Source organism: Nitratireductor pacificus pht-3B (assembly GCF_000300335.1).
In the GTDB taxonomy this organism is placed as follows: Bacteria; Pseudomonadota; Alphaproteobacteria; order Rhizobiales; family Rhizobiaceae; genus Nitratireductor; species Nitratireductor pacificus.
On the sequence record NZ_AMRM01000004.1, the window covers coordinates 115450 to 133341 of the forward strand.

The 17892-nt window shown below is 66.0% G+C and carries 14 protein-coding genes; 9 read left to right on the top strand and 5 right to left on the bottom strand.

From position 1 onward, the window contains the following. Positions 1 to 26: 26 nt before the first annotated feature. On the bottom strand, positions 27 to 2312 hold the full coding sequence (locus NA2_RS04830; RefSeq protein WP_008594807.1) for an NADP-dependent malic enzyme: 2286 nt from the start codon (positions 2310 to 2312) through the stop codon (positions 27 to 29). Between the two features lie 174 nt (positions 2313 to 2486). Between NA2_RS04830 and mutS the strand changes: the two genes are divergently transcribed. Further along, on the top strand, positions 2487 to 5177 hold the full coding sequence (gene mutS, locus NA2_RS04835; RefSeq protein ID WP_051011546.1) for a DNA mismatch repair protein MutS: 2691 nt from the start codon (positions 2487 to 2489) through the stop codon (positions 5175 to 5177). 167 nt (positions 5178 to 5344) lie between these two features. Here the strand turns inward: mutS and NA2_RS04840 are convergent, their stop codons facing one another. After that, positions 5345 to 6310: a small ribosomal subunit Rsm22 family protein gene (locus tag NA2_RS04840; RefSeq protein ID WP_008594811.1), complete on the bottom strand. Its 966-nt coding sequence runs from the start codon at positions 6308 to 6310 to the stop codon at positions 5345 to 5347. A gap of 167 nt (positions 6311 to 6477) precedes the next feature. Between NA2_RS04840 and NA2_RS04845 the strand changes: the two genes are divergently transcribed. The 6 genes from NA2_RS04845 (at position 6478) to NA2_RS04870 (ending at position 14776) form a co-directional block, all read left to right on the top strand. Next, the gene (locus NA2_RS04845) at positions 6478 to 9282 is read left to right on the top strand and encodes a [protein-PII] uridylyltransferase (RefSeq protein ID WP_008594812.1); all 2805 of its coding nucleotides are present in this window, start codon (positions 6478 to 6480) and stop codon (positions 9280 to 9282) included. 223 nt (positions 9283 to 9505) lie between these two features. After that, complete coding sequence (murJ, locus tag NA2_RS04850) at positions 9506 to 11080, top strand: murein biosynthesis integral membrane protein MurJ (protein WP_008594814.1); 1575 nt, start codon at positions 9506 to 9508, stop codon at positions 11078 to 11080. 51 nt (positions 11081 to 11131) lie between these two features. After that, positions 11132 to 12331, top strand: coding sequence for an acyltransferase family protein (locus NA2_RS04855; RefSeq protein ID WP_008594816.1), 1200 nt, complete (start codon positions 11132 to 11134; stop codon positions 12329 to 12331). A 92-nt stretch (positions 12332 to 12423) separates the two neighbouring features. Beyond that, entirely contained in the window at positions 12424 to 13491 is a 1068-nt protein-coding gene (gene trpS / locus NA2_RS04860; protein WP_008594818.1) for a tryptophan--tRNA ligase, read from the top strand. A 94-nt stretch (positions 13492 to 13585) separates the two neighbouring features. After that, positions 13586 to 14077 carry a universal stress protein gene (locus tag NA2_RS04865; protein WP_008594821.1) on the top strand — a complete coding sequence of 164 codons (492 nt, stop codon included), beginning with the start codon at positions 13586 to 13588 and terminating at the stop codon, positions 14075 to 14077. Positions 14078 to 14203: 126 nt separating this feature from the next. Continuing rightward, positions 14204 to 14776, top strand: coding sequence for a NifU family protein (locus NA2_RS04870; RefSeq protein WP_008594823.1), 573 nt, complete (start codon positions 14204 to 14206; stop codon positions 14774 to 14776). Between the two features lie 95 nt (positions 14777 to 14871). Here NA2_RS04870 and NA2_RS04875 read toward each other — a convergent pair whose 3' ends face one another. Then, on the bottom strand, positions 14872 to 15495 hold the full coding sequence (locus NA2_RS04875) for a L,D-transpeptidase (protein WP_008594825.1): 624 nt from the start codon (positions 15493 to 15495) through the stop codon (positions 14872 to 14874). A gap of 198 nt (positions 15496 to 15693) precedes the next feature. Between NA2_RS04875 and cueR the strand changes: the two genes are divergently transcribed. Continuing rightward, positions 15694 to 16089 (top strand): Cu(I)-responsive transcriptional regulator, encoded by a 396-nt coding sequence (cueR, locus tag NA2_RS04880; protein ID WP_008594827.1) that lies wholly within the window; start codon positions 15694 to 15696, stop codon positions 16087 to 16089. A 71-nt stretch (positions 16090 to 16160) separates the two neighbouring features. Further along, on the top strand, positions 16161 to 16661 hold the full coding sequence (locus NA2_RS04885; protein WP_008594830.1) for an MmcB family DNA repair protein: 501 nt from the start codon (positions 16161 to 16163) through the stop codon (positions 16659 to 16661). A 3-nt stretch (positions 16662 to 16664) separates the two neighbouring features. On the opposite strand, the gene NA2_RS04890 is transcribed toward NA2_RS04885, so the two are convergent. Then, positions 16665 to 17282, bottom strand: a complete 618-nt coding sequence (locus tag NA2_RS04890) for a 2-hydroxychromene-2-carboxylate isomerase (RefSeq protein WP_008594832.1) — start codon at positions 17280 to 17282, stop codon at positions 16665 to 16667. A gap of 61 nt (positions 17283 to 17343) precedes the next feature. After that, positions 17344 to 17889 (bottom strand): thioesterase family protein, encoded by a 546-nt coding sequence (locus NA2_RS04895; RefSeq protein ID WP_008594835.1) that lies wholly within the window; start codon positions 17887 to 17889, stop codon positions 17344 to 17346. Between the last annotated feature and the right edge of the window lie 3 nt (positions 17890 to 17892).

Here is a 17892-nt window from a genome sequence, read left to right on the forward strand (position 1 = left end):
TGGATGAGGCGTGGGCGACGTCGCCCTTACGCCCCCGCGTTGTAGGCTGCGATGGCGGCCATGTTGACGATGTCGGAATCCTTGGCGTTCAGCGAGACGATCTGCACCGGCTTGTTCAGGCCGACGAGCAGTGGCCCGATAACGGTCGAGCCGCCCAATTCCTGCAGCATCTTGGTCGAGATCGACGCCGAATGGAACGCCGGCATGACGAGCACGTTGGCCGGTCCCGACAGGCGGCAGAACGGGTATTGCTGCATCAGCCGCGCGTTCAGCGCCACGTCCGCCGCCATCTCGCCGTCATACTCGAAATCGACACGCCGCTTGTCGAGGATCTTCACCGCTTCCTGGACGCGCTCGGAGCGCTCGCCGGGCGGATGGCCGAAGGTCGAGTAGGCGAGCATGGCGACGCGCGGCTCGTAGCCCATGCGACGCGCCTGGCCGGCGGCCTCCTCGGCGATGTCGGCCAGTTCCTCCGCATTGGGCATGTCGTGGACGGCAGTGTCCGCGACCAGAACCGTGCGTCCCCGGCACAGCGCCAGCGAAACGCCGATCACCCGGTGCCCTGGCTTGGCGTCAATCACCCGGCACACGTCGTCGAGCACGGTCGAATAATTGCGCGTCACGCCGCTGACCATCGCATCCGCATCGCCCAGCGCCACCATGGTTGCGGCGAAGTGATTGCGGTCGTTGTTGATCAGCCGCTGGGCGTCGCGGAAGAGATAGCCCTTCCGCTGGAGGCGTTCGTAGAGATAGTCGGCATAGATGCCGTTGCGCCGCGACAGGCGGGCATTGATGATCTCGATGCCGGGCTTGGAGAGGTCGACGCCGGCATTGCGCGCCGTTTCCTTGATCTGCTCCTCGCGGCCGAGCAGGATCGCCGTGCCGAGCTTCTGGTTCACATAGGATGCCGCCGCGCGCATCACCTGTTCTTCCTCGCCCTCGGCGAAGACGACGCGCTTCGGCTGGCGGCGCACCCGGTCGTAGATGCGCTGCAGGGTCGAGGCGATGGGGTCGCGCCGGGCCGAAAGCTCGTTGGCGTATTTCTCCATGTCGAGGATCGGCCGCCGCGCCACGCCGGAATCCATCGCCGCCCTGGCAACCGCCACCGGGATCGCCGAGATCAGCCGCGGATCGAACGGCACGGGAATGATGTAGTTGGGACCGTATTTCGGCCGGTTGCCCTGATAGGCCGCCGCCACGTCGTCCGGCACGTCCTGGCGGGCGAGTTCGGCGAGCGCCTCGGCGGCCGCCACCTTCATCGCATCATTGATCGTGGTGGCGCGCACGTCGAGCGCGCCGCGGAAGATGTAGGGGAAACCGAGCACGTTGTTGACCTGGTTCGGATAATCCGAGCGGCCGGTCGCCATGATGGCGTCGGTGCGGATATCCGCCACCTCCTCCGGCGTGATCTCCGGATCGGGATTGGCCATGGCGAAGATGATCGGGTTCTTGGCCATGGACTGCACCATGGCGGGCGTCAGCGCCCCCTTGGCCGAAAGGCCGAAGAAGATGTCCGCGCCGTCCAGCGCCTCGGCCAGCGTGCGCAGCTTGGTCTCCACCGCATGCGCCGACTTCCACTGGTTCATCCCTTCCTTGCGGCCCTTGTAGACGACGCCCTTGGTGTCGCACAGGATGACGTTCTGCGGCGAGAAGCCGAGCGACTTGGCAAGCTCGATACAGGCGATGCCGGCGGCGCCCGCGCCGTTGCAGACGAGCCGCGCCGTCTTCATGTCGCGGTCGGTCAGGTGCAGCGCGTTGATCAAGCCGGCCACGGCGATGATCGCCGTGCCGTGCTGGTCGTCATGGAAGACGGGGATGTCCATCAGCTCGCGCAGCCGGCTTTCGATGATGAAGCACTCGGGCGCCTTGATGTCTTCCAGATTGATGCCGCCGAAGGACGGGCCGAGCAGCTTGACGCAGTCGACGAAGGCGTCGGCATCTTCGGTATCGACCTCGAGGTCAATCGAATCCACGTCAGCGAAGCGCTTGAACAGAACCGACTTGCCTTCCATCACCGGTTTGGAGGCCAGCGCGCCGAGATTGCCGAGGCCGAGGATCGCCGTGCCGTTGGTGATGACGGCCACCATGTTGCCGCGCGTCGTGTAGTCGAAGGCGCGGCTGGGATCCTCGGAAATGGCCACGACTGGCACCGCGACGCCGGGCGAATAGGCGAGCGAGAGATCGCGCTGCGTCGCCATCGGCTTGGTGGGCGTGATCTCCAGCTTGCCGGGACGGCCCATCGAATGGAAATCCAGCGCTTCCTGCGGGCTGACGGACGGACCCTGTCGTTCGGACTTTTCTTTGGCGGCCATGATTTTGTCTCGTTCCTCCCGGGGATCGGCGCGTGGCTCGTGCTTTCTGTGGAGTTTTGCAAGTGAGCGGTGCATAACGCTACACTTTCGCCCAGTAAATGGCCAAGCAGTTTGAAGCTGCTTCGATGCAGGAATTCAACCAGGCGGGAGCTCTCCTTGAACGACGAAACGCCGATGCGCCGTCCTGAAATGCAGGCCGCCGCCGCGACGCCGATGATGGCGCAGTACATCGAGATCAAGACGGCCAATCCCGATTCGCTCTTGTTCTACCGGATGGGCGATTTCTACGAACTGTTCTTCGACGACGCAGAGGTGGCGAGCCGCGCGCTCGGCATCACCCTGACCAAGCGCGGCAAGCACCAGGGCGACGACATTCCCATGTGCGGCGTGCCGGTGCATGCCGCCGACGACTATCTGCAGAAGCTGATCGGTCTCGGCCATCGCGTCGCCGTCTGCGAGCAGATGGAGGACCCGGCGGAAGCCAAGAAGCGCGGCTCCAAATCCGTGGTGCGGCGCGACGTGATCCGCCTCGTCACGCCGGGCACCATCACCGAGGAGAAGCTCCTCGATCCCGCCGAGAGCAACTATCTTATGGCGCTCGGCCGCGTGAAGGGCGGCGAGGGCGAAAGCCTGGCACTCGCCTGGATCGACATCTCCACGGGCGCCTTCCGTGTCGCCGCGACCGGCGCCGATCGCCTGCTGGCCGACATACTGCGCATCGACCCGCGCGAACTGATCGTCGCCGAGCCGGTCTATCATGAGGCCGGACTGCGTCCCGTCTTCGACGTTCTTGGCCGCACCGCCAGCCCGCAGCCGGCCAATCTGTTCGATTCCGCCTCGGCGGAGATGCGCCTGACGCGCTTCTACGAGGTCGCCACCCTCGAAGGGTTCGGCCATTTCTCGCGCGCCGAACTGTCGGCCGTTTCGGGCATCATCGCCTATGTGGAGAAGACCCAGAAGGCGGAGCGCCCGCCGCTCGGCCGCCCAGAGCGCGACGCGGAAGGGGCGAGCCTTTTCATCGACGCTGCGACGCGCGCCAATCTGGAGCTTGCCCGCACGCTGTCCGGCAACCGCGAGGGCAGCCTCCTGAAGGCGATCGACCGGACCGTCACCGGCGCGGGCAAGCGCCTGCTGGCCGAACGGCTGATGTCGCCCCTGACCGATCCGGGCCATATCCGGGAACGGCTCGACGCGGTGTCCTTCTTCCTCGCCGATCCTTCGCTGCGCGAGGCCGCGCGCGCGCTCCTGAAGGGTGTTCCCGATTTCGCCCGTGCCCTCTCGCGCCTGGCGCTCAACCGTGGCGGTCCGCGCGACCTGGGCGCGCTGGCGGCGGGCTTCTCCGCTGCCGCCGGCATTGCCGATCTTTTCGAGACGCCTGACCTGCCCGCCGAGGTTGCGGGGATTCGCGACGTGGTGCGCGCGCTGCCCTACGGGATCGCGGCGCATCTGGAGCGGGCGCTGGCCGACGAGCTGCCGCTGCTCAAGCGCGACGGCGGCTTCGTCCGCGCGGGCTACGATGCCGAGCTGGACGAGATGCGCGCCCTGCGCGACCAGTCGCGACGGGTGATCGCTGGAATGGAGCGCGACCTGATCGAGGAGACGGGCATCCGCTCCCTGAAGATCCGCCATAACAACGTGCTCGGCTACTACATCGAGGTGACGGCCAACAACGCCCAGGCGCTGAACGGCAGCGACGAGGCCAAGGCCCGTTTCATCCACCGCCAGACCATGGCCAACGCCATGCGCTTCACGACGACCGAATTGGCGGAGATGGAGACCAAGATCGCCAACGCCGCCGCCCGCGCTCTGACCATCGAGCTGGCGGTCTTCGACGCGCTGCAGAAGGAAGCGGTCGATGCCGCCGCGGCCATCCGCGCCGCGGCCGATGCGCTGGCGATGGCCGATGTGTCGACGGCGCTCGCCACACTCGCCGAGGCGGAAAATTACTGCCGCCCGCAGGTGGACGAGAGCCTAGATTTCCACATCGAGGGCGGCAGGCATCCGGTGGTGGAACAGGCGCTGCGCAAGCAGCTTGCCGAGCCTTTCGTTGCGAATGACTGCGACCTCTCGCCCGTCGGGGACGAGAAATCCGGCGCGATCTGGCTGCTCACCGGCCCCAACATGGGTGGTAAGTCGACCTTCCTGCGCCAGAACGCGTTGATCGTCGTGATGGCGCAGATGGGGTCCTTCGTGCCGGCGGCGGAGGCCCGCATCGGCATGGTCGATCGGCTGTTCAGCCGCGTCGGCGCGTCCGACGATCTGGCGCGCGGCCGCTCGACCTTCATGGTCGAGATGGTCGAGACCGCCGCCATTCTCAATCAGGCCGGCGAGCGGGCGCTGGTCATCCTCGACGAGATCGGCCGCGGCACGGCGACCTTCGACGGCCTCTCCATCGCCTGGGCGGCTGTCGAGTATCTGCACGAGCAGAACCGTTGCCGCGCGCTGTTCGCCACGCATTTCCACGAGATGACGGCGCTTTCTGAGAAGCTGCCGCGCCTTGCCAACGTCACCATGCGGGTGAAGGAGTTTGACGGCGAGGTGGTGTTCCTGCACGAGGTGGGACGCGGCGCGGCGGATCGCTCCTACGGCGTGCAGGTGGCGCGCCTTGCCGGCCTGCCGCACGCGGTCGTTGAGCGCGCCCGCGAGGTGCTGCACCAGCTCGAGGAAGGCGAGATGTCCGGCAAGGCCTCGAAGCTGATCGACGACCTGCCCCTGTTCTCCATCGCGATGAAGAAGGAGCCGGCGAAAGCAAAGGCGCCGGACCGGCTCGGCGAGGAACTTGCGACCGTCAATCCGGACGAGCTGACCCCGCGCGAGGCGCTGGACATGCTCTACCGGTTGAAGGGGATCGCTTCGAAGGGGTAGCGCCACGCCCCTCATCCGCCTGCCGGCACCTTCTCCCCGCTCGCGGGGAGAAGGAGGATGACCGCAACGCCGAGGCCCCCCTCTCCCCACAGGCGGGGGTCCGAAGGACGGGTCGAGACCCGTGGCTCGACCCCGGTTGGGTAAGGGTGAGGGGCGTGCGCGCCCCGTCAATCGTTCAGCGCATCCCCCCAATCAGCCTTGCGTGCCGCCTTGAACACCGATCCTTCGCGCCGCGTCACCAGCCTATCCTCAAGGCTGCCGTCCGCACGGCAAAGCTTCAGCCGCACCATGCCGCTCGCTGCCTTCGGCGGGGCGAGAACCCGGGCGTAGACACCCCCGGAAGGATGGCGCGAGACCGCGATGTAGCTGAACTTCTCGTCCTCCCATGGCACCTCGCCGCCCTTCGCCCTGCGGTGCAGGCGCGAGCGGGCGACGCGGCGTGAGAAGTGGCACCAGTCGGGTGGGCTGACGGGGCAGGGGGCATGATGCGGGCAGGGCGCGACGACATGGGCGCCAAGCGCGATCAGGCGGCTGCGCGCCGCCAGGATCCGTTGCCAGCCGGTCGGCGTGCCCGGTTCGACGATCAGCAGCGTGTCCCCGGTCAAGTGCCAGAGCCGGTCGATCAGTGCCGCGCGCGTGGCCGGCGCGAGTTCGTCGAGCACGTAGCACAGAGTTACGAGATCGGCCTCGCCGGCGCCCGGCAACCCGTCCTCGACGCTGGCGTCCCGCCAGGAAAGCGCTGCTCCCGCACTGGCGGCGAGGTTCTGGCCGGCCTGCCGCATGGCGGGGCTTGCCTCGACCATTTCCGCCGCGCGCAGGTCCGGCCACCGGTCGAGCGCGGCCCAGAAAGCGGTGCCGGGGCCTGCACCGATGTCGAGCAGACGCTGCGGTGCGAACGAAGCGCGGCGCTCTGCCAGATCGTCCATCGCCCGGCGTACCGCTGCATAGGTGGCGGGCAGGCGCGTCGCCAGATAGGCTTTCGCCGCCAGCGCATCCCCCACATGCAGCCGCCCGTCGCGCGTTTCGCTGCGATAGCGGCGCGACAGGATGTCGGCTGCGCGCTGGATGTCGGCGAGCGGCGCTCCCTCAAGCATCGCGTCGACCGCCTGGCGAAGGGTTGCGGGAAGCTCCATCGGAAACCGGTGTCCTGCCGTGTGAGATCGCGCCGGCTTAACCGCAAGGCGGGTGCGGCGCAACACTGAGTGCTTTGCAGCCGTTCCGCGACGTGGCAAAACACGCTATACAGCGCCGCCGGCGACCCTGTTCACTCCGCAGGCTTGCCGGCCGGAACGGGAAATACATGGCCAAGATTCCTCTCAAGCTCGACCAGATCATCGACGGGGCGGCGCTGCGTGCCGAGCTCGGCGCCCTGGCCGGACAGGTGAGCGGTGCGGAGCTGCGCAAAGCGGTGATGGCGGCTCTGAAGGCGCGCATCGCCGAGGGGCGCAAAGCCGCCGAGGTCATGCTGATGGCCGATGGCGGCGGCACGGCCTGCGCGGCGCGCCTGTCGCACCTGATGGACGAGGTGATCGGAGCCCTCCATCACTTCGCCGCCACCCATATCTATCCCTCGCAGAACCCCTCCTCGGCCGAGCGCATGGCGATCGTCGCGGTCGGCGGCTATGGCCGCGGCACGCTGGCGCCCGGTTCCGACATCGATCTCCTGTTCCTGCTGCCCTACAAACAGACCCCCTGGGGCGAGCAGATCGTCGAATATGCGCTCTACATGCTGTGGGACATGGGGCTGAAGGTCGGCCACGCCACCCGCAACATCGACGAGTGCATTCGCCAGGCGCGCACCGACATGACGATCCGCACGGCGGTGCTGGAAGCCCGCTTCGTCTGCGGCGAGGAGGCGCTGTACGACGAGCTGGTCGAGCGCTTCGACGAGGAGGTGGTCAAGGACACGGGCGCCGAATACAGCCAGGCGAAGCTCGCCGAGCGCGACCTGCGCCACGCCAAGGCGGGCGAGAGCCGCTATCTGGTCGAGCCGAACGTCAAGGACGGCAAGGGGGGCCTGCGCGACCTGCACACGCTGTTCTGGATCGGCAAGTATTTCTACCGCGTGCGCGAGGCCGACGAGCTGGTCGGCAAGGGTGTCTTCACCCGCAAGGAATATCTGCAGTTCCGCAAGGCGGAGGATTTCCTCTGGGCGGTGCGCTGCCACATGCATTTCCTCACCGGAAAGCCCGAGGAACGCCTGCATTTCGACATCCAGCGCGACATCGCCGAGCGCCTAGGCTACACCAGCCATCCGGGCCTTTCAGCGGTCGAGCGCTTCATGAAGCACTACTTCCTGACCGCTAAGGCCGTCGGCGACCTGACGCGCATTTTCTGCGCGGCGCTGGAGGAGGAGCAGGGCAAGCACGTGCCCGGCTTCAACCGCTTCTTCATGACCTTCTCGCGCCGCCGCAGGAAGCTTGCCGGCACCAGCGACTTCATCGTCGACAACCACCGCATCAACGTCGCCGACGAGGGCGTCTTCGAGCGCGATCCGGTCAACCTGCTCCGGCTGTTCTGGTTCGCCGACAGGCACGGGCTGGAATATCATCCCGAGGCGCTCAAGCTGCTCACGCGCTCGCTGAAGCTGATCGACCGCAATCTGCGCCGCGACAGGGAGGCGAACCGCCTCTTCATGGACATCCTGACGTCCGACCGCGACCCGGCGCTCAACATGCGCCGCATGAACGAGGCCGGCGTGCTCGGCAAGCTCATCCCCGACTTCAACAAGATCGTGGCGATGATGCAGTTCAACATGTACCACCACTACACGGTGGACGAGCACCTGATCCGCTGCATCGGCATCCTGTCGGAGATCGAACACGGCGACGGCGAGAAGCTGCATCCCCTGTCGCATTCGCTGATGCCGTCGCTGAAGGCATGGCGGCCCGTGCTCTACACGGCGATCCTGCTGCACGACATCGCCAAGGGCCGGCCGGAGGATCATTCCACCGCCGGCGCGAGGATCGCCCGCAGGCTGTGCCCGCACATGGGCTTCGACGCCAAGGAAACCGAGATGATCGCCTGGCTGGTCGAGCACCATCTCGACATGTCGATGGTGGCCCAGACCCGCGACCTGAATGACCGCAAGACCATCCAGGACTTCGCCGACACGGCGCAATCGGTCGAGCGGCTGAAGCTGCTGCTGGTGCTGACGGTCTGCGACATTCGCGGCGTCGGCCCGGGCGTATGGAACGGCTGGAAGGGGCAGCTCCTGCGAACCCTCTACTATGAAACAGAAGTTCTCCTGACGGGCGGCTTCTCGGAAGCCTCGCGCGCGATCCGCGCCGACGAGGCGCGCCAGCGGCTGGCGCAGGCGCTTGCCGAGCGTCAGTGGCCGCAGGCCGACATCGACGCCTATCTCGACCTGCACTACACCGCCTATCTGCTGGCCGTCGATCTGGAGGACCAGCTCCGCCACGCCGAATTCATCCGCGAGGCGGACGGGCAGGACCGCGCGCTCGCCACCATGGTCAAACCGCACACCTTCGAGGCAGTGACGGAGATCACCGTCTTCGCGCCCGACCACCCGCGCCTGCTGTCGATCATCGCGGGGGCCTGTTCGGCGGCCGGCGCGAACATCGTCGATGCGCAGATCTTCACCACCACGCATGGCCGCGCGCTCGACACGATCCTGATCAGCCGCGAGTTCGACTTCGACGCCGACGAGCGCCGCCGCGCCGAGCGCATCGGCAAGCTGATCGAGGACGTCCTGTCCGGCAAATCCTACCTGCCGGAGATGATCGAGAAGCGCGCCAAGCCGCGCCGCGGCACCAAGGCCTTCCGGGTCGTGCCGCGCGTCGAGATCGGCAACACGTTGTCGAACCGTTTCTCGGTCGTCGAGGTGCGCGGGCTGGATCGCCCAGGACTGCTCTCGGAGCTGACCGAGACCCTTTCCGACCTGTCGCTCGACATCGCCTCGGCGCACATCACCACCTTCGGCGAGAAGGTTATCGATACGTTCTACGTGACCGACCTGACCGGCCAGAAGATCGTCAGTCCGGACCGGCTGGAGACCATCCGCAAGACCCTGCTGCAAACGCTGGAAAGCGGCGTCGAGCGGCCCGCCAAGGGCAAGACCAAGGCCAGGGTGGCCGCGGAATGAGGGGCAGCCCATTCGCTTTCGGCGGGACTGCCCCCCTCTGCCCTGCCGGGCATCTCCCCCTCAGGGGGGGAGATCGGCTTTCGTCGATGTCCTGTGCTTCCTCTTTTGTTGAGAACTGGCGAAAACCTCGGTCTCGGCCAATCTCCCCCCTTGAGGGGGAGATGCCCGGCAGGGCAGAGGGGGGTGATGCCGGGCGCCACCGCAAATCTGGACTTAGTCACCCATGAGCCTCATCAAAAAGTTCGCCAGCGTCGGCAGCGCCACCATGGCAAGCCGCATCCTGGGCTTCGCGCGCGAGGCTCTGATCGCGGCGGCGCTCGGCGTCGGGCCGGTGACGGACGCCTTCTACGCCGCCTTCCGCTTTCCGAACCTGTTCCGCAGGCTGTTTGCGGAGGGCGCCTTCAACACGGCATTCATCCCGCTGTTCTCCAAGGAACTGGAGGCGGGCGGGGTGGACGCGGCGCGCCGCTTCGGCGAGGATGTGCTGGCCGTGCTCATGACGGCGCTGCTGGCGCTGTCGGCGCTTGCCATGATCGCCATGCCCGTCCTGGTCGCGACCATCATCGCGCCTGGCTTCTCCGATTCTCCGGAGAAGTTCGACCTGACCGTGGTCATGACGCGCATCATGTTCCCCTACCTGTTCTGCATGTCGCTGGTGGCGATGTTCTCGGGCATCCTGAACGCCATGCGGCGCTATTTCCTGGCGGCGCTGGTGCCGACCCTGCTGAATGTCGTCCTGATCGGCGTCCTGCTGGCCGCGCTCCATCTCCGGCTCGACCCGCGCGAAACCGGCGTCTGGCTTGCCTGGGGCGTCTTCGTCTCGGGCCTGGCGCAGCTTTTCTTCCTGATCCGCGGGGCGGGGCGCGAAGGCTTCTCGATGCGCATCCGCCGGCCGCGCCTGACGCCGGGCGTCAGGCGTCTCCTGATCCTGATGGGGCCGGCCCTCGTCACGGGCGGCATCATGCAGATCAACCTGCTGGTCGGGCAGATCATCGCCTCGACGCAGGACAATGCCATCGGCCTCCTGAATTTCGCCGACCGCATCAACCAGCTCCCGCTCGGCGTCATCGGCATCGCCGTCGGTGTGGTGCTGCTGCCGGAACTGTCGCGCGCGTTGAAGGCGGGCGATTTCGTCGACGCGCAGCACCTGCAGAATCGCTCGCTTGAGTTCGCGCTCGGCCTGACTTTGCCGGCTGCGGTCGGCCTGATGATCATGCCGGCCCCCATCGTCGCCATCCTCTATGAGCGTGGCCAGTTCACGGCGCAGGACACCGCGCTGACGGCGGCGGCGCTGGCCGCCTTCGCTTCCGGCCTGCCCGCCTATGTGCTGACCAAGGTCTTCCAGCCGGGCTTCTTCGCCCGCGAGGACATGAAGACGCCGATGTGGTTCTCGCTGGTCACCGTCATCGTCAACATAGCGGCCAGCCTGGCGCTGTTCCCGCTCTACGGCCATGTGGCGATCGCAGGCGCGACCGCGCTTTCTGCCTGGGTCAACGTCCTGCTGCTCGCCTCGACGCTGTGGCGGCGCGGCGACTTCCGCCCCTCGGCGCTGACCCTGCGGCGCATCCTGTTCATGCTGCTGGCGAGCATGGTCATGGGGCTGGTCGTCTGGGCACTGCTCTCGGTCTCCGCCGGCCTCGTCGCCCACCCGCTGCTGGTCGTCCGGATCCTGTGGGTGATGGCGATCATCGCCCTGGCGGCGGGCGCCTATTTCGCGACGGTCTTGATCACAGGCGCCGTGGATCGCCGGGAACTGACCCGTTCGATGCGCCGCGGGAAAAAACCGGCTGCGGATTAACCGATCGCGAAGCCGTTGCACCTACACTGCGCCGTGGATGGGGGCAGCGGCATGCAACGGCAACGGCTTTACTACATCGATTTCCTGCGCGTTTCGGCGTTTCTCCTGCTGATCGCCTATCACGCGTCGGTCGCCTTCTTCCCTGACATGAAGTGGCTGATCGAGGCGCCGGAGGGGAGTGCCACCCTGTCGCTGCTGATGAAACATCCGCGCGCCTGGCGGCTGGCATTGCTGTTCTTCGTCTCGGGCATGGGCACATGGTTCGTCTTCCGCCGGGTTTCCGGCTACGCCTTCCTGAAGGGGCGCTTCATGCGCCTGTTCCCGCCACTCATCTTCGCCATGTGCGTCATCGTCGTGCCGCAGGTCTGGTACGAGCGCATGTTCGAGGACGGTTATCAGGGGTCGTTTCTCACCTTCTGGCTCACCCGCTACTTCACGGAAGGAAAATACCCGGACGGCAACTTCACCTGGGCGCATATGTGGTTCGTCGCCTATCTCCTGGTGATGACCTTCGTCTGCTACCCGGTGTTCGCCCTGCTCAACCAGTCGCGCATGAAGCCCGTGACGGACTGGTTCGAGCGGACGGCCTCCTCCTCCTGGGTCTACCTCTTCTTTCTCCTGCCGCTGGTGCTCAATCTCGTGTTCTCGCCGTTCTTTCCGCGCCAGACCAATGCGCTCTACAATGACGGCGCATGGTTCGCCGTCTGGGCAAGCTGGTTCGGCCTGGGCTTTCTCTTCGCCCGCCATCATCGCGCCCTGATCGACGGCATCGTCGCCCGGCGCTGGATGAGCGCGGCACTCGCCCTCGCGCTGTCGGCGGCGCTCTATCTCTTCTCGTGGACGGATCGCGGCGGGTTCTCGCTCGGGGATTACGACCGCATGACGCCGCTGTTCAAGGCATGCATCCTTGCTCTTGCATGGATGATGATCCTGGCGCTGACCGGCTTTGCCGCGCGCCATGTGAACGCTCCCAGCGCCACCGTTTCCTGGCTCAACCGCAAGGTCTTTCCGCTCTACATCGTGCATCAGACCGTCGTCGTCGCGGCCCTATATTACGTGCTGCCGCTCGGCCTCGGCGTCTGGCAGGAATACGCGCTGGTGCTGTTCGCCACCTTCGCCGGTTCGCTGCTGTTCGCCATCGCCGCAGAGCTCTTGCCGGGCAGGGCCGGCCTCCTGCTGGGGCTCGCACCACGGCACAGGTCGCGGGCGGACGACGAGGGCGTCGCAACCCGCGCGCCCCATGGGGCTTGATTGCCGGTTTCGCGTCGTTCATAAGCCAAGGCGCGCGGCACCGCGCGGGCCGGCGTCGCGCCGGCCGACTGGCCATTACTCGGGAATGATCCATGAGCGAATTCAAGGAGCTCGTCTTCTCCGGCGTCCAGCCGACGGGCAATCTCCACCTCGGCAACTATCTGGGCGCGCTGCAGAAATTCGTCGCGCTGCAGGAAAGCCATGAATGCATCTACTGCGTCGTCGACCTGCATTCGCTGACGGCGACACTGGTGCATGACGACCTGGCGGAGCAGACGCGGTCGATCACCGCCGCCTTCCTGGCGAGCGGCATCGACCCGAAGAAGCACATCGTGTTCAACCAGAGCCAGGTGATGCAGCACGCGGAACTCGCGTGGGTGTTCAACTGCGTCGCCCGCATCGGCTGGATGAACCGCATGACGCAGTTCAAAGACAAGGCCGGCAAGGACCGCGAGAACGCGTCGCTCGGCCTGCTTGCCTATCCCAGCCTGATGGCCGCGGACATCCTCGTCTACCGCGCCACCCATGTGCCGGTCGGCGACGACCAGAAGCAGCATCTAGAGCTGACGCGGGACATCGCGCAGAAATTCAACAACGACTTCTCCGGGCGTATCGCCGCGCTCGGCCACGGCATCGACATGCAGGTGGGCGAGGAGAAGGTAAGCGGCTTCTTCCCGCTGACCGAGCCGCTGATCGAAGGACCCGTGACGCGCGTCATGAGCCTGCGCGACGGTTCGAAGAAGATGTCGAAATCGGATCCCTCCGACCTGTCGCGCATCAATCTGACCGACGACGCCGACGCGATCTCCCGCAAGATCAAGAAGGCGAAGACCGATCCCGAGGCGCTGCCTTCCGAGGTTGCCGGTCTCGAGGGACGGCCCGAGGCGCAGAACCTCGTCGGCATCTATTCGGCGCTGGCCGGGGTCACGCGCGCCGAGGTGCTCGCCGATTTCGGCGGCCGCCAGTTCTCCGACTTCAAGCCGGCGCTCGCCGAACTCGCCGTCGAGAAGCTTTCGCCCATCGCCGGCGAGATGCGCCGCATCTCGGCCGATCCGGCCTATATCGACGGCGTCCTGCGCGATGGCGCGGGCCGCGCGCGGGAGAAGGCCGAGGCGACCATGAAGATGGTGCGCGAGATCATCGGGCTGATCAACGGCTGATGGCTTGATGCCGCCCGTCTTGCCCAAAGCCATCGGCGATGGCAGATTGCGAGCGGATGGGGCGGCTCCTTCGCCTGCGAAACAGGACGTCTGAATGGTTTCCAAGCGACTGATCCGCGAAGCGGGGCACCGCCGAAAATTCCTCGCCATCATGGACGACACGCCCGAATGCGAGCGGGCTGCGGCCTATGCCGCGCGGCGCGTGCAGGCGACCAATGGCGGCCTGGTCCTGCTGTTCGTGATCGAGCCGGGCGATTTCCAGCACTGGCTGGGCGTCGAGCAGATCATGCGCGAGGAGGCGCTCGCCACGGCGAACGCCACGCTCGACACCCATGCAGCCAGGATCCGCGAAACCATCGGCATCGAGCCGGAACTAGTGGTGCGCGAGGGCAAGCCCGCCGAGGAAATCCACAAGCTGATCGAGGAGGACCAGGACATCGCCATCCTGGTGCTGGCGGCTGGCAACGCCAAGGAGGGGCCGGGTCCGCTCGTGTCCTCCATCGCCGGCAAGAGCGCCGCCTTTCCGATTCCCGTCACCGTGGTGCCTCAGAATCTCAGCGACGAAGAGATCGAAACCCTGGCATAGCGGCTCCGCCGCCCCCATATGTCGCGGCGGAAGGCTGCACAACGCCGCTTGAACAGCAGCCGCTTTCCGCCTATTTTAGAATTATTCCAAGAAACACGCCTTACGAAGCCAACACGGAAGCCCAAGATGTTCATTCAGACCGAAGCGACCCCCAATCCCGCGACGCTGAAATTCCTGCCCGGCCGCGTTGTGCTGCAAGACGGGACCGCCGATTTCCGTGATGCGGAAGCTGCCGGCGCGGCCTCGCCGCTCGCCGGGCGCCTGTTCGAGGTGCAGGGCGTGACCGGCGTTTTCTTCGGATATGATTTCATCACGGTCACCAAGGATGGCGGGCCGGACTGGCAGCATCTGAAACCGGCGATCCTCGGTACGATCATGGAGCATTTCATGTCCGGCCAGCCGGTCATGGCGTCGGCTGGAAACACCGTTCCCGCTTCCGAGGATGGTGAATTCTACGATGCGGCCGACGAGGAGATCGTGTCGACGATCAAGGAGCTTCTGGAGACGCGCGTTCGTCCGGCCGTCGCGCAGGATGGCGGCGACATCACCTTCCGCGGTTACGAGAAGGGCACGGTCTTCCTGCACATGAAGGGCGCCTGCGCCGGCTGCCCCTCATCGACGGCAACGCTGAAGCATGGCATCCAGAACCTGCTGCATCATTTCGTGCCCGAGGTCCAGCAGGTCGAGCAGATCACCTGACGGCCTTCGCATCAGCGGAGAGAGCAACAAAAAAACCGGGCTGGTGGCCCGGTTTTTTGTTGCGCCGTTGCGCAGCGCATATTCCTGAGACGGTTCTACCGCTTGACGATCACTTTAGCACCGATCTCGGTCCGGTTGTAAAGATCGATGACGTCCTGGTTCATCATTCTGATGCAGCCGGACGACATCGCCTTGCCGATCGAAGCCCATTCGGGCGTGCCGTGCAGGCGGTAGCCGGTGTCGCCACCCTTGTTGAACAGGTAGAGCGCGCGGGCGCCGAGCGGGTTCTTCAGCCCGGGGGGCATGCCGCCGCGCCACTTGGCAAGCTCGGGCTGGCGGCCGATCATTGCTGCCGGCGGCGTCCAGGTGGGCCATTCGCGCTTCATTGCGACGCGCGCCGTGCCCGCCCATTCGAAGCCCTCGCGGCCGACGCCGATGCCGTAGCGCATGGCCTTGCCGCCTTCCATCACGAAATACAGGAACTTGGCCCCCGTATCGACGATGATGGTGCCCGGCTTCTCCTTGGTGTCGTAGGTCACGATCTGGCGGTGATACTGCCGGGGAACCTGGTTGATCGGAATGCGCGGCAGCTGGTAGCCCGCGTCTCTCACCGTTCCGTAGTCGGAGGTGAAGACCTTGAGGGGGCCTCCGGCGGTACAGCCTGCCAGAGCCGTCGCAAGCCCCAATGCCGCGGCGATGACAAAAGATCTGAATTTCATGCTGTCTCGTTCCCCCAATTGCTTGACGCTTCCTGAACTGCGCCACACTTTGGTCATCATTCTTAAATTGTTGGTTAACAAATTGCCAAGACTTCGACCTTGTCGCCCGTCGTTTCCCGCTGTTATTCACCCTGAACATTGCAAAACGGCAACAGGAATATCAATTCAACAATTGATGTATGCGCCTGTGAGGGAGCCATGAACGTAGGAGACGCGGCCCGTCGCTCGGGCCTGCCGGCGAAGACGATTCGCTATTATGAGGAGATCGGGCTGATCGCGCCCGACCGCAGCGCCAACGGCTATCGCAGCTACAGCGACGACGACGTGCATTTCCTGATCTTCCTGCGCCGCGCGCGCGGGCTGGGTTTCGCCATCGAGGAATGCCGCCAGCTGATGGCGCTCTATCGCGACAAGCAGCGCGCCAGCCAGGACGTGCGCGAGATTACCGTGTCTCATGTGGCCGCCATCGATGCGAAGATCGCCGAGCTGGAGGCGATGCGCGCGACGCTGAGCCATCTGATCGACGCCTGTCACGGCGATCAGCGGCCCGATTGCCCGATCCTCGATGACATCGCCGGCGCGCGGAAGGCTTGAACGGGCTTTTTCCCGAGGCTCAACTTCGGGGCGATCTTCACGTTTCGTTCCGTTGATGGCATAGTCCCGCGATGCCGATCATCTCACCGATTCCCATCAATCCCCTGGCCGATGGCCGTCAGTCCGAGCGCGCCATGGTCATTCGCCGCGGCGTGCAGCGCCTGCTCCTCCAGATGGGGGCGGTGGTGCTGCCGGAACTGACCCTTTCCACGGGACGGCGCGCCGATCTGGTGGCGCTGACGGGCAAGGGCGACATCTGGATCATCGAGATCAAGTCCTCGGTGGAGGATTTCCGCGTCGACCGCAAATGGCCGGAATACCGCCTGCATTCGGACCGGTTCTTCTTCGCCACCCATCCGGACGTGCCGGCGGAGATCTTTCCGGAAGAGTGCGGGTTCATCCTGTCGGACGGCTACGGCGCGGAAATCCTGCGCGAGGCGGACGAGCATCGCCTGGCCGCCGCTACGCGCAAGGCGATGATGCTGCGCTTCGCCCGCGCCGGCGCGGCACGCATCACCGCCGCCGAACTGGCCGGCATCGAGGTTCCGCTGGCAAACGACGAAGCGCCCTGACGATTACGCGCTGATCGGCTTGCGCCCCGTGGCAAGCGCATGCTCCAGATACTCGATGCGGTCCTGGCCGAAAAAGGCTTCCCCGTTGAGCACATAGGTCGGAACGCCGACCGCGTCGGCGGCCACAGCGTCGCGCGTATTCTCTGCGCGGATCTCGGCAATCGCATCGGTCCCGGCGGTTTCGAGAATGGCGTCGGCGTCAAACCCTTCCGCCGCCAGATGCCGCGCCAGGGTGGCCGGATCGGCGATGTCTTCCTCGTTCGCCCAGACCGACGCGAAGGCGCGGCCCATATACCCCATCGGATCGTGTCCGGCGGCGACCAGCGCGGCGGCGACATGATCGGAAAGCTGCGGATCGACTGGCCAGTGTTTTGGCTGCGTGTTGATCGGCAGGCCACGGTAGTCGGCGATGCGCTGCATCTCGACCAGCCGCAGGCGCTGGCGCACGGGCGGACGTTTCGCCGGCGGCACCGCCCCGGAAACCTCCCAGACACCCATCAGGTTGATCGGCTTCACGCGGACCACCGCACCATGGCGGGCAACCGCGGCACGCAGGGCCTGATGGCCGAGATAGACGAAAGGCGAGGCGGAGGTGAAATAGTAGTCGATGGTGGCGGGCATGCGGTTCTCCGGACTGGATCGAACCGGGACCGTAGCGGCAGGCGCCCGCCGGGCAAAGACGTCAGGACAACACTTTTGCGCGAGCCCTCAGCCCCTGGTGCGAGGCGATGAAGGCGCTTTCCTCGGGGTCCAGCGGGCGCGGGGCGGCCTGATGGCCGAGCGCGCCCATCACCTCGTCCACCTGGATGAAGCGCCTGCCGCGGGAATCGTAGATGCCGCCCGTCGTCAGGATGATCGCCGCGACGCGCCCGTCCTCCAGCATGAAGCGATGCCTGCCGAGGATCTGCGTCTCGTTCCAGGTCTCTATGGTGGAGACCACCTCGAAGCGCTGCCACAGCCGCACCTCGCGGACATAGACGGTCTGCAGGCCGCCCAGCATGGGCGCCCAGCCGCGCTTGCGGGCCGCGCTCACCAGACCCGAGCGCAGGAAGATGTCGATCCGCCCCATATCCGCCAGCATCATGTAGCGGGCGTTGTTCAGGTGGATGTTCATGTCGATGTCGGTCGGCAGGCAGCGGAAGCCGAGCCGGCTTTCCTCGCCGAGCCGATAGGGGCCGCGGCGACTGCGGGTCGCCGCGACGCGTAACAGGCGCATCCAGACATACATGGC